This is a genomic window from Actinotalea endophytica (genome assembly GCF_025717005.1).
Classification (GTDB): Bacteria; Actinomycetota; Actinomycetes; order Actinomycetales; family Cellulomonadaceae; genus Actinotalea.
Window position 1 is genome coordinate 67,110 of the sequence record NZ_JAOVZU010000007.1, and the last position, 15,258, is coordinate 82,367.

The window sequence follows — 15,258 nt, forward strand, 5'->3', positions numbered from 1 at the left end:
CCGGCACCGAGCGCGACGGCCCGGGACCCGTGCGCCGGTCAGCTCTTGTTGTAGTACTCCTCGCTGGCGACGATCGAGCCGATGATCTCCTCGAGCCGCGAGCCCCGCTGGATCGCCGTGACCCAGGTCTGCCTGCCGGCCGGGTCGATGTGCCGCCCCAGGAGGTCGACGTAGTAGCCGTCGACCACACCGGTCAGGTACTCCGACGAGAGGACGAACCCGCGGGCCACCGAGGCGCGGCCCAGGGACGGGATCCGCGCGGTCCAGTACTGGACCTCGCTGGACGACGCGGACCGACCCAGGACGTGCCGGTAGAGCCGCTGGACCCAGGTCGCGTCGGTGCCGCCCGCCTGCGCGTAGTACTCGGCCGACGCCAGGAACCCGACCTCGAGATCGGTCGTGGTTCGGCCCTGGCGCATCTGCTCGAGCCAGTACTCCAGGCCCGCCGGCTCCGCCGAGCGACCGAGGTACTTCCAGTAGATCCCTCTGATCAGGCGGCTCCGGTACTCGGTCGAGCCGGTGATCGAGTTGGCGACGGCGACCCGCGGGGTGCCGGACTGGAGTGCCGTGGTCCACGTCGCCAGGCCGCCCGCGTCCGGGTACCGGTGGAACAGGTCCCGGTACACATGGACGATGTACCGCTGCGTGGCGGAGAGATCCGCTGCCGTGGTGAAGGACCACGACCCGCCGGACACCGCGGCACCGCCGGCGGTGACCGCCGCGGAGTAGGTCGACCCGTACGCCAACGCGGACGCCGGGGTGAACGTCACGCGCCGCGCGGCCGCGTCCCACACGCTCGACCCGACGACCACACCGGACGGCCCGGTCAGCGCCAGCTCCGGCGTCCCGGCGACGGCACCCGCCGACAGCACCGCCGACACGGTCGACGACACCGCCACGGCCGGCGCACCCGACGCCGGCGTCGTCGACACCACCGCAGCGGGCTGCGTGACCGTCGTGAACGACCACGACCCGCCGGACACCATCCCGCCTGCGGCCGTGACCACGGCGGAGTAGGTCGACCCGTACGCCAACGCGGACGCCGGCGTGAACGTCACGCGCCGCGCGGCCGCGTCCCACACGCTCGACCCGACGACCGCACCCGACGGCCCGGTCAGCGCCAGCTCCGGCGTCCCGGCGACGACACCCGCCGACAGCACCGCCGACACCGTCCCGCCGACCGCCGCGTCGGTGGCGGCGGCCGCCGGCACGGTCGAGGCGACCGCGGCCGGCAGCTCTCCGGTGGTACCGAGCAGCCAGTGCTGAGCGACCTGCCCGGCCGTCAGCGGCGCCGGGTAGATCGCGACGTCGTCGACCGTCCCGGCGAGGAAGTCGCTCGCCGGCCGGTTCGGCCAGTTCGTCATCCGGTCGCCGCCGACGTGCCACCAGCCCCACAGCTGGCGGATCATCTCGATGTCGCTGCGCGACGCGACGAGCTCGCCGTCGAGGTAGAGGGACGCCTCGCCGTCGGCGTAGGTGCCCACGGCGTGGTGCCACTCGCCGTCGTTCACCACGGTCGGGCTGCGGAGCGTGTAGAAGCTCAGAGCGGTGATCCCGAAGCTCAGCCGGCCGCCGGCGTCCACGTACAGGTGCCGGTTGACGGTGTTCGACGCGGCGTTCTGCCGGTTGCCCCAGCCGACGATCATGCCGCCGTCGGCCGACGACGTCTGGAACCACGCCTCGACGGCGAACGACGACCGGCCGTTGTCCCCGACGCTGCCGACCGCGAAGCCGTCGCTCGTGCCGTCGAAGGTCGCCGCGGCATCAGCGTCGCCGTCGATCGCACCCGAGGAGCCCAGCGAGACACCCGAGGACGCCGTGAGGTCGTCCCACCCGATCGAGGCGGCCAGGGTGGACCCGGACGAGTCGCCCAGGCGCCAGAACGCGACCGGTTCGTCCGCCCGGACCTGGGCCAGGTAGCCCCCGGTGCTGCCCGAACCCGCCACGGTCACGGTCACCCAGTCGGACATCGCGACGTTGCCGAACGCGTCGGTCGCGGTGACCCGGTAGCGCTCGCTCGCGCCCGGGGTCAGCCCGGTGTCGGTGTAGCCCATCACGGGAAGGGCCCAGAACTCCGCCGTGACCGTGCGCTCCACGAGCGGGGTCGACGAGGTCGACGAGCGGTAGAGCCGGTAGGTCAGCGTCTCGTTGTCCCGGTCCCAGTTCGCGGTCCAGGTCAGGTGGACCTCGCCCGTGGCGCTCGTCGTGGCGCGCAGCAGGAACGTCGACGAGGTGAGCCGCGGTCCGTCCTCGTTGGGCGCGAGGCCGCTGCGGGCGAACCGCACCAGACCCTGCTGGCCCACACCGTTGACCTCGGTGAACTCACCGCCGTACAGCACGTAGTCCGCGTTGCCGGTCACCGTCCACGGACCCTGGCCGACCCCGGTGTAGGTCCCCGGGGTCCACCGCGGCCACCAGGCGAGGATCGCCGGCGACGGGGTACCCGGGTGGTCCGGGTACCCGAGGTAGTCGCTCGTGTTGACGCCCATCGCCGCGTTGGTCATCGCCGTCGCGTGGTGGTACGTCCACGGCGTGGTCTGCGGGAAGCTCCCGGAGTTGCCGCAGTAGTGCTTGTGGCTGGCCGCGTAGACGACGTCACCGACCGGGTAGGCCGAGTAGGTGTCGCCGTGACAGTCCTCGAGCCAGGTCAGCTCCCCGGTGGCCCAGCTCGCCGCGAACACGCCCTCGCTGTTGCCCGCCCGGGCGAAGTGGTACCCCGTCCCGTAGAACGAGGTGTCGTCGGCCTCCAGGCTCAGGACCGCGGAGTTGTCCCCCGCGTCCCGGATCACCGAGTCCACCGGCAGCGCCAGGTTCGCTCCGGTGGTCAGGTCCAGCCGGGCCAGGCCGTAGCCCGGGTCGCTCGAGCCGTTGACCGAGGTGAAGTTCCCGGCGATCACCACCGACGCCTCGTCGGGAGCGATGGCCAGCCCGAGCACCGCGTGGTCGTCGGCCGAGGCCGCGAACGGGAGCGGCGCACCCGTCGCCGTGTCCACCGCCGCGACGCCGACGTGGGTCTCGCTGCCCACCGCGGTGAAGATGCCGCCGATCACGACGGTGGTGGCCGTGGCGTCGATCGCGTTGACCCGCGAGTTGACGACCGGCCGCCACGAGGTGAGCGCTCCGGTCGCGACGTCGAACGCGGCGGCCCGGTACCGGCTCTGGCCGTCGATCGAGGTGAACGAGCCGGCGATGTAGAGCGTCGTCCCGTCGGGCGACAGCGCGAGGTCCTTGACCTGGGCGTCGACCACCGGCGCGAAGGAGGTGATGAGCTCACCGGTCGTGAGGTCGTAGGCGAGCAGGTTGGACCGCGGCACCTCGTCGGTCCCGGCCGCCGCCCCGGCCGGCCGGGCCGAGGTGAACTCGCCACCGACGTAGACCGTGTTGCCGACGATCAGCTGGTTCCACACCACGCCGTCGATCTGGACGGTGGGCAACGGGTCGCTCGACACGGTCGCCGGCAGGCTCGGGTCGACCGGTGCGGTGTCGGCGAGCGCAGGCGGGACGACCACCCCGCTCAGGACCAGAGCACCGACACCGACTGACAGCGCACGCGCCGACCATCGAGATCGCACCGCCGCCTCCTTCCGCCGAAGCACACCGCCGGGGTCGCGACGGCGACCACCTTCTGGCGGCCAGCGTACGGGCCCAAAACGGACGCCGTGCCCACTTTCCATCGAAAGGGTGAACACTTCGTAAAAGGGACGTTTCGGGCGCCGCCGCGGCGCCGACGAGCACGGGTGGAGCCGGCCCGCGACGGCACCAAGACCGCGTCGCGGAGGGGTTCCCGCGCCACGGACCGCGGCGTACTGTCGCTCGTACACGACCGGTGACGAGACGTCCGGCCCCGCCCGGTGTCGTGCTCAGGACCTCGAGGGAGCCATGCGTTCGATCCTCAGGCTGGCTGCGGTCGCGTTGGCGGGTTCGCTCGTGCTGGCGAGCCCGGGGATGGCCGCTGCGGACGAGACGGGCGCGGGCGAGGAGACGGCTGCCGCCGAGGGCAGCGACCCCACCGCGACCGGGGACGAGAGCGGCGACGGTTCGACCGACGGCAGCGGCGCCACGGACGGGACCACGGACGGCGACGCCACCGAACCGGGCGATCCGGCCGACGCCGGCGGGGACGACACCGCCTGCGATCCGGCCGACGACACCGATCCGCCGACGGACGGCTCGGGCGACGCCACCGCCACCGACGGCGCGACCGAGGACCCGGCGACGGCCGAGCCGGACCCCGACGGCGCGCCCTCCGACTCAAGCTCCGACAGCTCCGAGTGCCCCGCCGGGGACGGGTCGACGGGTGACGCGACCGAGGACCCGGGCGACGGCTCCACCGACCCGACCGAGGACCCGGCGACCGACGGCAGCACCGACCCGGACGTGGCCGACCCGCCGTCCGACGGCTCCACCGGCGAGCCCGGCACCCCGGCCGAGGACCCCGCTTCCGAGACACCCGGCGAGCCCACCGACGGGCTGTCCGAGGACCCCGCTGACACCACCGACGGCCTCTCCGAGGAACCGGCGCAGGACGCCGAGCCGGCTGCCGGGCCGATCACGACGGTGAAGCCGCCCGCCGTGGTGCCGGCCCGACCGGTCTCGTCGACCGCGCCCCTGACCGTGCCGCCCGCCGTGACCACGACCACCACGCCGCTGCGGACCACGCCGCTGCCGGTGCTCACCTCCGTCCCGAAGGGGCCGGCGCCGCTGTCGGTCGCGGCGGTCGGCGTGGACACCTACCCGGCCTACGACCCGCAGGTCTTCTGCGACCCGGCCCCCAAGCCGGGCACCGTCTACCTCGCCCAGCTCGCGATCTCGTACTTCGGCCAGGGGCACCTGTCCGGGATCAGCCGGGACTGCTCGATCGGTACGACGAGCGAGCACAAGGAAGGTCGCGCCTTCGACTGGGCCCTGAGCGTGAACGTGCCCGAGGAGAAGGCCGCGGGAGATGCCTTCGTGCAGTGGCTCACGGCGATCGGGCCGGACGGCAAGGTGGGCTACAACGCACGCCGACTCGGCGTGATGTACATCATCTGGAACAAGCAGATCTGGATGAACACCAGCGCGGACGCCGCGTGGCACGACTACTACGGCCCCAAGCCGCACACCGACCACGTGCACGTGTCGCTGACCTGGGCGGGCGCCTACGAGCGGACCTCGTGGTGGATGGCGGGGACGCCGGCGGGCCAGGACTCGATGGTCCGGTACGCGAAGCAGGTCTGGGCCGACCTGCTGTCGCGTGAGCTGGGCACCGACTGGCTGGACGCGTGGATCATCCGGTCCGACGGGACGCAGGCGGCGACCGCGGTCAGCGCGGCCCGCTCGCACGCCTACACCGTCGGCGTCCTCACCGACCTCTACCGATGGCTGATGGACCGGCTGGTGGAGGCGACGAGCCCGCAGTTCTGGCCGGTTCGCACCGGCGGCACGATGCGGGTCTTCTAGGCGGGCCGAGGCGAGCTCTCTCGCCCGGTGGTCCCGACCCGGTCAGAGGTCGCGGACGCCGCGCAGCTCCCGGCGGCTGCGCACGCCGAGCTTCGCGAACACCCGGGACAGGTGGCTGTCCACGGTCCGCACCGACACCGTGAGGCGCTCCGCGATCGCGCGGCTGCTCAGCCCGCCCGCCGCGAGGCCGGCGATCTCGCGCTCGCGCGGGGTCAGGCGGGTCGCCACGGCCACCGACGGGAGCCAGAGCCCCAGCTCGCACAGCGTCTGCGCCCCGACGCTGGCCAGCTCGACGTCGTGCTCGACGAGCGCGTCCGCGTGCGCGGCGAGCGCTGCGGCGCGCGGCCCCTGCACGACCCGCGCGAGGTCGCGCACCCGGGCCAGCACCGCACGGTCCGTCGGGTCCGCGGCGCCGGCGAGGTAGCCCCCGACCAGCATCCGGTGCAGCGCCTCGAGCTCGATGCGGTGCAGCCCGCGCTCGGCGCTCCAGTGGGCGAGGCCGAGCGCCTCGGCGCGCAGCGACGGGTCGGACAGCCACAGCCGTGCGTCCAGCACCTGGAGCCGGAGCTCCGGCTCGATCATGGACGACGCCCGGCTCGGCGCGAGCTGTGACGCCTCGATCAGCCGGTGCGCCTCGACCGTGTCCCCGAGCGCGGCCGCGGCCACCGCCTGGGCCGCCCGCGCGTACGCGGCGATGCCGTAGGGGTCGACCAGGCGCAGGCCGACCCCCGCGACGTGCTGGGCCTGGAACGCGTCGCTCCACCGGCCACGCGCCGCGGCCAGCAGCCCCTGCGCGATGTCGTCCGCACCGTACTGACGCGTGCTGGCCCGGTCGGCGTGGCCGAGCAGCGACGCCGAGTCCTCGGCGGCCTCGACCTCGCCGGACCAGAGCTGCGCCAGCACGACGGTCGAGCGGATGTCGGCGACGACCCACGGGTAGCGGCCCTCGTGGACCTCGGCGGCCCGGAGGCTGCGGATGCCGAGCTCGACGGCGTCGTCGAGCCGGCCGGCGCCGGCCAGGCCGACGATGGTCGGCGCCGCCAGCTGGAGCACCTCGGACGACCGGTGGCCGGCGGAGGTGAGGAGCTCGACCGACGGCCCGACGCTCTCGGCGAACCGGCCCGCCGTACCGAGCCGGGTCAGCCGGCATGCCTGGAGCGCGGTCCGCAGCTCGGGGTCGTCATCGAGGTCGCCCAGGAACGCGTCGATCAGGGCGAACGTCTCGTCCAGCTCGTCGCCGCGGTACTGGTACAGGTCGGCCGTCTGCCGCGCGAAGCGGATCTGCCGCATCCGGTGCTCGGGGCCGGTGTCGTCCGCCGCCAGCCGGCCGGCGACCTCGAGCAGGTCGGCAGCGGCCCGACCCGGCTCGCCGACCAGCCACCAGGCCTGCGCACGCAGCAGCAGCGCGTCGGCCCGCAGACCGACCGCACCGAGGTTCTGCCGCAGCGCGGCACTCGTGATCTGGACCGTCACCTCGGGCCGGCGCAGCGTGGTCGCGGCGCGGGCCGCCCGGAGCAGTCGCTCGCCCGTCTGGTGGATGTCGCACTCGAGCGCCCACAGCACCGAGCGCACCAGGCCTGCTGCCGAGAGGTGCGGCGCCGGGAAGCCCGGCCGCTCGGCGCGCAGCATGGCGAACAGCCGCCGGCGCCGGGCCAGCGGCACGAGGGCGCGGACCGCCTCGGCGTAGGCGGGCGGCTCGAGGGTCGCGACCGGCGCGAGCGGCTGGTCCAGGGACGCGTGCGTGCCGGAGCCGCCGCCCGGGCCGCTCCGGCCGATCGTGACCACACCCCGGCGGACGAGCTCGTCGAGGGCGGTGTCGTCGACCACGCCGTCGAGCACCGAGACCGGCACGGGCCCGGCGAGCGCGACCAGCTCGAGGGCATCCCGCAGGGCGCCGCCGAGGCGGCCGAGGTCGTGCACCACCGCGTCGAGCAGGGCCGGGCTCGGGTCGGCGTCGGCAGGACCGACCCACACGCCGTCGTGCGGCGCGAGGGTGCCGCTGTCGACCTCGTGCCGGATCAGCTCGCGCAGGTACCGCGGGTTGCCCTGGGTGCGTTGCCAGATCCTGCGGGACGTGTCCCCGGTGAGCGGGCCGCCGAGCGCGGCGGCGACGAGCTCCGCGGTCTGCGGGGCGTCGAGCGGGCGCAGGTCGACCCGGTCGGCGAACCCGTCGCGCCACAGCTCGAGCCACGGAGACTCCTGGGCCCCCTCCGGCCGGAGCGTGGCGACCACCTGCGCCTCGCCGCGCCGCACCAGGACCGCGAGCGCCGTGGCCACCGCGTGGTCCAGCAGGTGGGCCGAGTCGATGTGCAGCAGGGGCGGCGCGTCGGCGCCGTCGCACGGTCCGGCGGGAGCGGCCGCGCCCGCAGGCTCGGGCGCGGCGTCGGTGGGCCGCGGGTCGTAGAGCTCGAGCGCGGCGCCCGGCCCGGCCGCCCGCACCTCGTCGAGGTACGGCGAGACCACCCGGAGGCCGGCCGGCAGGGCGGCCAGCACGGATCCGACCAGGTGCGTCTTGCCGACGCCGGCTCCGCCGACCACGAGGACGCTGCGCGCGGTCTGCAGCGCTGCGGTGACCGCGGCGCGTGCGCCGGGACGGTCGAGGGTCGGCCACTGACGGGTGGGCGGGCGCTCGTGCGTCGCGGAGGTCGCCCGCATCGTCGCAGGAGGCCTCGGGGCGAGGTCGGTCATCCGTCCTCCGTCCGTCCGGTCCATGACCGCCGCAGCGGGCGGCAGCACGGCTCTGACCGGGCATCGGCACAACGCCGTTGGGACTTTAGTCCCGTTTGGGACCAATGCGACAACGGAACGCGCCAGGCGGCCGCAACGGCCCGAGGTCCCGAGATCGGTAGGTATTACCGATGTCGCCCGAGCGCCCCGCTCCTACGTTCGCCATGTCAGCGCCCACGGCACCGCCCTCGTCACGAGGTAGCGGCGCGTCACCAGGGAGGGCTCGTGCCCACGTACACCGCGCCCGGCGTCTACGTCGAAGAAGTTCCCTCGTCCCAGAAGGTCCTCGCGTCGGCACCGACCGCCGTCGCCGCCTTCGTCGGATTCACCGAGCGTGCCCCGCTCGACGATCCGAACGACCCGGACGGTCTCGCCCCACGGCTGGTGACCAGCTGGTCGCAGTTCGAGCAGCTCTACGGGAGCTTCGTCGACGGCGCGATCCTGCCGCTGTCGGTGTTCGGCTTCTTCCAGAACGGCGGGACGCTCGCCTACATCGTGCGGATCCCGCACTCGACGCCCGCGGGCGAGCCGTCGACGCTCGCGCTGCCGGCCGCGGATCGTTCGCTCGGCCACCCGCTGGAGATCACCAGCGTCGAGCCGGACGCCGACGTCACCGTGACGGTCGAGTCGGTCGACCAGGCCCCGGAGGACGACGGCCCCGCCGCGTTCACGATCAACGTCGTGGTCGGCGGGAAGACCGTCGAGGAGTTCCCCGACCTGACGTTCGGCGGCCCGCGGGATGCCGCGACCGTCATCAACAAGACCTCCACCCAGATCAAGGTCGAGGTCAAGCTCGCCGAGGACGTCGACCTCGCGACCCAGCTCGAGCTCCTCAAGCCCGGCCAGTACGCGCTGAAGAAGGCCGCCCCGGTGCCCGCCCCGGTCAACGGGCGCAAGTTCGCCGGGTCCGAGGCCGCCCGCACGGGCATCAACGGCCTCGCGATCGCCGAGGACGTGACCATGGTCATCGTCCCCGACCTGATCACGGCCGCGACCAAGGAGGACGGCAGCATCGACCTCGCCCTCTGGAAGGCCGTGCAGACCTCGCTGATCGCACACTGCGAGCTGCACTCCAACCGGATGGCCGTGCTCGACGCCCCGCCCGGGATGGGCCCGCAGCAGATCAAGGAGTGGCGCAGCGACACGGCGATGTACGACTCGGCGTTCGCCGCGCTCTACTACCCGTGGATCAAGGTCGAGAACCCGGTCGGCTCGAACGGCAACGCCGAGGTCTTCATCCCGCCGTCGGGCCACGTGGCCGGCGTCTGGGCGCGCACCGACGACACCCGCGGCGTCTGGAAGGCCCCCGCGAACGACACGATCCGCGGTGTGCTCGACGTCGAGCGCGCGATCACCCAGAACGAGCAGTCGCTGCTCAACCCGATCGGGATCAACTGCATCCGCCCGTTCGGCACCCGCGGCATCCGGATCTGGGGCGCCCGCACGCTCACCTCGGACACCGACTGGCAGTACATCAACGTGCGCCGGCTGTTCAACATGGTCGAGTCGACCATCATGACCGGCACGCAGTGGGCGGTGTTCGAGCCGAACGACGTGACCCTGTGGGAGGGCGTGACCCGCACCCTGACCGGCTACCTGCACGGCCTGTGGCAGTCCGGCGCCCTGTTCGGCGCCTCCGCCGACCAGGCCTACTTCGTCCGGTGCGACGCGACCACCAACCCGCCCGAGTCGATCGACGCCGGCAAGCTCGTCGTCGAGGTCGGCCTGGCGCCGGTGAAGCCCGCCGAGTTCGTGATCTTCCGCATCAGCCAGAACAAGCAGTCGGCGTCCTGAGCCGCCCGCCGGATCCCACACTCTGATCTGAGGAGCACCCGTGTCTGAAGGACTGTTCACCGTCGATCCGATGATCGCCCAGAACTTCTTCCTCGAGATCGACGGCGAGGTCATGACCGCGCTGATGTCGGTCTCCGGCCTCGACGTCGAGGTCTCCGTCGCGACCATCCAGCAGGTCGGCAAGGACGGCAAGCAGCAGCTCATCAAGACCCTGGGCCAGACCACCCAGGCCGGCGACCTGACCCTCACCCGGGTCGCGCCGAACACCATGGGCGACGACAAGCTGTGGAAGTGGTTCAACGACGTGCGCAACAAGGGCATGACCGCGGCCGACCGCGCGAGCGCCCGCAAGAACGGGTCGATCGTGGTCTACGACGCCGCCCACACGGAGGTCGCACGGTTCAACTTCTTCAACGCGTGGCCGAGCAAGATCTCCACCGACCAGCTCAGCGTCGACAGCTCCGACGCCATCAAGGAGTCGATCACGCTGGTGCTCGAGCGCCTCGAGCGGGTCAAGTGAGTCTGCAGACGCGCTACGACTTCACGCTCCCGCGTGGGTACGTCGACGGCCAGGGCGTCGTGCACCGGACCGGCACGATGCGGCTGGCGACGGCCCGCGACGAGCTGGAGCCGTTGCGCGACCCCACGATCGACGGGGCGGACGACCCTCGGCTGACCGTGGTCGTGCTGGCTCGCGTGGTCGAACGGCTCGGCACCCTCGATCTCGTCACGACGCACGAGATCGAGGGGCTGTTCGCCGCCGACCTGGCGTTCCTGCAGGACTTCTACGGGGTGATCAACTTCGGCACGCAGGCGGAGTACGAGGAGCTCGTCGCCGCCCAGCGCGAAGCCGAGGCACCGGTGACCTCGTCGGTGTCCGCTCCGGCGTCCCCGCCTGCCCCGACGGTGTCGGCCGACGCCGTCGGGTCGGACACCGGGGCAGCGCCCGACCCGACGCGGGACCTCGCGGGCGCCCTCCCGCGTCCGGGGCGTTCGGCGATCGAGGAGATCCCCCGCGACGGCAGGTGACCGATGCTCCGTTACCCGGCCGAGGCGCTCTGGCAGGAGATCGCCTACCTCGCCTACCACCTGCACTGGTCGATGTCCGACCTGCTCGACCTGGAACACCTCGACCGGGTCCGCATGGTGCGGGCCGTCTCGGCCCTGAACGAACGAGCGTGGGAGGCGGTGCGGGACAGTGGCAGCAGCTGACCGGGAGCCGCTCGGTGACGACCCCACGACGAGCGGCTGGTTCATCTTCGAGGTCGACGGCGTCGAGATCGGCACCTTCAGGTCCGTGAAGGGGCTCGAGCTCACCGTGGACGTCCACGAGTACGCCGAGGGCGGTCAGGGCCAGTACGTGCACAAGCTGCCGGGCACGTTGCACTGGCCGAACCTGGTCTTCAGCCGCGGCATGGTCGAGAGCGACGCCCTGTTCACCTGGGTGTCGAACTCGGCCGGCGAGAACTTCGCGGCCAACGGCAACAAGGTCAAGCGCAGCACCGGCGCGGTCACCGCGGTGAGCTACACCGGCGAGCGGCTCCGTGCCTGGGAGTTCACGGACGTCTTCGCGGTGCGCTGGACCGGGCCCGAGTTCAACGTCGACAGCGCCGAGCTGCTGGTCGAGGAGCTCGAGGTCGCGCACAACGGGTTCCGGGCGAAGACGTCGTGAGCGAACCCGACGCCCCGCACGGGCGGACGCCGGAGGCGGCCCCGACGCCGCTCGCGACCGCGATCCGGGCACGCTTCACGCGCCCCGGTCCCGTTGCCGCGCACGTGCGGCGGCCGCTGATCGGCCAGGTCGCGGCCCGGTCGGCCCGGTTCGGTGCGGCGGCCGGCCGCCCGCTGGCCGTGCGACGGTCCATCGGTGTGCCGGCCAGTGTCAGCGGCAGCCCGGCCGGCCTCGCGACCGTCCGCTCGCCGCGCTGGTGGCGGCCCGCGCACGACGCCGCCGACGGCGCGACCGCACCGTCCGGCAGCGCCCCGGACCGGGACCTCGTGGGGCGCTCCACGTCGAGCGGATCGACGTCGCCGCACACCGCCCTGCCGGCCCGCGGGCTCAGGCGTGCCGCACGTGGCGTACCCACCGAGTCGAACCACCGCCCCGGCAGTCTCTCCGTGACGACCGCCCCGAAGACCGTCCCGATGCGACTGCCGAAGGACGTCGCGGCCGCCGGGGCGATGATCACGCCGAACGATCGACATCGCCGGACGAGCTCACCGCGGCCCGACAGCCGGGAGGGTTCGCCGGGGATGCCCACGGGGACCGGCACCACGCCCGGCGTGCCGCCACGCGGCACGCCGGCCGCGTCCCCGCACCTGGGCGACCGGCAGTCCGGCTCCGAGCCCGCCCGGGCACCGTCAGGTCGGGTCGGCGCTCCGGCCTCACCCCCGCCCGCGCCGCAGGTCAGCCGCTACCTGCGGCGCCGGGCCGCGGCGACTCGCGCGGCGCTCGGGGCCCAACCGGCCGTCCGGCGCAGCCCGGCACCGACCGCCGCCACGGCACCTGCGCCGGGTCGCGGTGCCGGTGTCACCGGCGCGGCATCCCCCGACGCCCCGGTGACACCGGCGCGGGCCGCCACCACCGGCACCGACCTGCCCGCTACGCCGAACGCGGCCCTTGCGAGCCCTGACGGTGCCGGTGACGAGTCGACCCCCCTGCACGGAGCCGATCGCGTCACCGGTCCGGCCGGCAGCGCGGAATCGGCCGGCCCGACCCCGGGCGGTTCCGTCGGTGCCGCTGAGACCCCCACCGTCCGCCGACTGCCCGCCGCACTCGACGCATCCCCCCGGGCGGTGACGGAGACCGGCCCGGCCGCCGCCACCGCTGCACCGCTGCACCGCACGCTGCGCCGGGCGGCGGGCGCGCCCGTGCGGATCCGGGTCGCCGGTGCGGAGCCCGCGACCGCACCCCGCCTGTGGCGCAGCGCGAGCCCGGCGGCGGCACAGAGCTCCACCGACGCCCCCGCGGCACGCACCGCACCGGCTCCTGCCCCACCCGCGCCGACGGCACCCGCCGCGCCCACGGCAGCCCGCCGCACGGCGCCGACTCTCGGGTCGCGACCGGGACCGGGCGCACCGTCCAGCCCCTCGTCACCGGGTCCCGCGTCGTCCGCAGCCGCCGCCGGCGGAGCCACCGCTCCGCGACCCACGACCGGCCCTGGGGCCCAGGCCCCCGGAGCCAGCGCCCCCGGGGCCAGCGTTCCCGGAGCCGGCGCCCCCGGAACCACCGCTGCCGGACCCGCTGCTCCCGGACCCGCTGCTCCCGGACCGGCTTCCGAAGCCGTCCCACCGTCCGCGCCCGCGCCCGCCCCAGCTCGCGGCGCCGACGCGTCGCCGCAGGCCCCCGCCCCGACGGCTGCCGCGGCACGGGCTCCCGCCACGTCCCGGGTCCGGCGGTACACCGGCCTGCCGGTGGCCGCCGACCGGCTCACCGTGCGGCGATCCGCCGACGGCCTGCTCAGAACGGCTGCTGCGAGCGCCGGGCGGGCCGTCCGACCGGTGGCGGCCCGAGGCGAACGCACCGAACCCGCGCCCACAACCCGACCACGCACGGCACCGACACCGACCAGACCCACGCCCGCCGTCGACGCCCGTCCCCCGAGCGCCCCGTCCACCAGCGGCCCACTGGGGCCTCCGGCATCGCCGGACCGGTCCGCTCCTCCACCTCCGGTGAGCCGCACGGCGGCCACGCCCGTGCCGGCAGCCGCCGGACAGGTCGCCGATGCGACCACGGCCGCGCGCGCCGTCACGTCCGCGGCCACGCCGTCCCGCGCGCCACTGGCCGGGGAGGCCGCACCCATCCGGCGCGCGACGCGGCCCGCGGCCGACGTCCACGCCGGCTTCTGGTCGCTGGGCATCGTCGCCCCGCCCGGCGCCGCGCCACGGCCACTGGTCGGCACCCACCGCCGTGACGCCTCGCGCGGGCCGGGCGCGGGACGGGCCGCAGCGGCACCGAGCCCCACGCCGAACCGTGGTGGGCGCTCGCCGGGCGCACCCGGGGGCTCGACCCCTCCGGTCCGGCCGACCGTGCGCCGCACGACACCCGTGTCCCCTCCCGTATCGCCCGCGACCCCCGCTGCCTCGTCCCGCACGCCGTCCCGCACCGCTGCGCCCACCCGCCGGACGGGTGCGGCTCTGCGGCGATCGGCGACCGCGCCTCTGGAGCTGACCGGGGTGCAGCGCACGGCCGACCGCGCTGTCCTCCCGCCCCGTTCCGCGCCGCGCACCGTCGAGGCGCGCCCCGTCGAACCGCCGCACCCCGCCGACGCACCGACCATCCGCCGTTCCACGCCCGCCTCGGCCTCGGCGCCCCGCACCACCGCACCACCTGCCGGCGCCTCCGCGACCTTGCGCGCCCTGGTCGCCGCCGAGGCCGCCGGTGCCTTCACCGGCACCACGGGACAGCCGAACCCTCCGACGATCCGCCGCAACCGCGAGGGAGCCGACATGGCCGTGCCCACATCGAGCGAGTACGAGCCGGACGGCGACTCCCCCGACCTGGTCACGGCGGTCGCGGCCAGGCTCGTCCAGAGCGAGGAGCTGGTGGACCGGATCGTCCTGCGGGTCGAGGACCGGCTGGCCGAAGAGCTCGAGCGTCGCGGACGCACCCGCTTCCCGGGGGTCTTCTGATGGCCGACGTCGAGAAGGCATTCCTGGAGACCGAGAGCGGCGACCGGCTGCCCTGCCTGTTCAACCCCGCCCAGCTCGCGATCAGCCGCAGCAACAGCTGGCGCGGCGACTCCATGCCGGGACGAGGCGTGCCCCGGCTGCGCTACGCCGGCGCGCAGTCCGGGACCATGGCCGTCGAGCTCTTCTTCGACACCACGAGCGACGGCAGCGACGTCTCGACGTACACCGGGAAGATCCTCGACCTGATGGAGGTCGACTACACGCTGCCCGGCGCAGACGAGGCGTCCGGTGAAGGCCGCCCGCCGTACGTGACGTTCCACTGGGGCGACCTGCACTCGTTCAAGGCAGTGATCCACCAGCTCGACCTGACGTTCACGTACTTCTCGTCGACCGGCACCCCGCTGCGCGCCACGATGAACCTCGTCCTGCGGCAGTACGAGAAGTCCAACGCCTTCGGCCGGCAGAACCCGACGTCCGGCACCCCTGACCCGCATCGGGTGCACCGCGTGCAGCCCGGCGAGACCCTCGACCGGATCGCAGCCAAGTACTACGGCGACTCGACCCGGTGGCGGGCGCTCGCGGTCGCGAACGGCATCGAGGACCCCCTGGCCCTGCGCCCCGGTGCGCTCCTGTCGATCCCCCGGTCGGAGGTGTGACGTGGCCCGA

The 15,258-nt window shown here is 74.2% G+C and carries 10 protein-coding genes; 8 read left to right on the top strand and 2 right to left on the bottom strand.

Going from position 1 to position 15,258, the window contains the following annotated elements; all coding sequences use genetic code 11:
* Positions 1–38: 38 nt before the first annotated feature.
* The gene (locus OEB99_RS12880) at positions 39–3,572 is read right to left on the bottom strand and encodes a DUF4214 domain-containing protein (protein WP_263577682.1); all 3,534 of its coding nucleotides are present in this window, start codon (positions 3,570–3,572) and stop codon (positions 39–41) included.
* A 307-nt stretch (positions 3,573–3,879) separates the two neighbouring features.
* Between OEB99_RS12880 and OEB99_RS12885 the strand changes: the two genes are divergently transcribed.
* The gene (locus tag OEB99_RS12885) at positions 3,880–5,439 is read left to right on the top strand and encodes a VldE C-terminal domain-containing protein (protein WP_263577683.1); all 1,560 of its coding nucleotides are present in this window, start codon (positions 3,880–3,882) and stop codon (positions 5,437–5,439) included.
* Between the two features lie 42 nt (positions 5,440–5,481).
* Here the strand turns inward: OEB99_RS12885 and OEB99_RS12890 are convergent, their stop codons facing one another.
* Positions 5,482–8,127 carry a helix-turn-helix transcriptional regulator gene (locus tag OEB99_RS12890; protein WP_263577684.1) on the bottom strand — a complete coding sequence of 882 codons (2,646 nt, stop codon included), beginning with the start codon at positions 8,125–8,127 and terminating at the stop codon, positions 5,482–5,484.
* A gap of 264 nt (positions 8,128–8,391) precedes the next feature.
* Here OEB99_RS12890 and OEB99_RS12895 point away from each other — a divergent pair, with 264 nt between their 5' ends.
* The 7 genes from OEB99_RS12895 (at position 8,392) to OEB99_RS12925 (ending at position 15,248) form a co-directional block, all read left to right on the top strand.
* Positions 8,392–9,960: a phage tail sheath family protein gene (locus tag OEB99_RS12895; protein WP_263577685.1), complete on the top strand. Its 1,569-nt coding sequence runs from the start codon at positions 8,392–8,394 to the stop codon at positions 9,958–9,960.
* 40 nt (positions 9,961–10,000) lie between these two features.
* Positions 10,001–10,480, top strand: a complete 480-nt coding sequence (locus tag OEB99_RS12900; RefSeq protein ID WP_263577686.1) for a phage tail protein — start codon at positions 10,001–10,003, stop codon at positions 10,478–10,480.
* Positions 10,477–10,989 carry a hypothetical protein gene (locus OEB99_RS12905; protein WP_263577687.1) on the top strand — a complete coding sequence of 171 codons (513 nt, stop codon included), beginning with the start codon at positions 10,477–10,479 and terminating at the stop codon, positions 10,987–10,989. The genes OEB99_RS12900 and OEB99_RS12905 overlap by 4 nt, the downstream gene beginning before the upstream one ends.
* A gap of 3 nt (positions 10,990–10,992) precedes the next feature.
* A complete protein-coding gene (locus OEB99_RS12910) occupies positions 10,993–11,172 on the top strand; it encodes a DUF6760 family protein (RefSeq protein WP_263577688.1) in 180 nt (59 codons plus the stop codon).
* The gene (locus tag OEB99_RS12915; protein ID WP_263577689.1) at positions 11,159–11,632 is read left to right on the top strand and encodes a phage tail protein; all 474 of its coding nucleotides are present in this window, start codon (positions 11,159–11,161) and stop codon (positions 11,630–11,632) included. The genes OEB99_RS12910 and OEB99_RS12915 overlap by 14 nt, the downstream gene beginning before the upstream one ends.
* Before the next feature lie 2,777 nt (positions 11,633–14,409).
* Complete coding sequence (locus OEB99_RS12920; RefSeq protein ID WP_263577690.1) at positions 14,410–14,592, top strand: hypothetical protein; 183 nt, start codon at positions 14,410–14,412, stop codon at positions 14,590–14,592.
* Positions 14,592–15,248 (top strand): LysM peptidoglycan-binding domain-containing protein, encoded by a 657-nt coding sequence (locus OEB99_RS12925; RefSeq protein WP_263577691.1) that lies wholly within the window; start codon positions 14,592–14,594, stop codon positions 15,246–15,248. The genes OEB99_RS12920 and OEB99_RS12925 overlap by 1 nt, the downstream gene beginning before the upstream one ends.
* Positions 15,249–15,258: the final 10 nt, after the last annotated feature.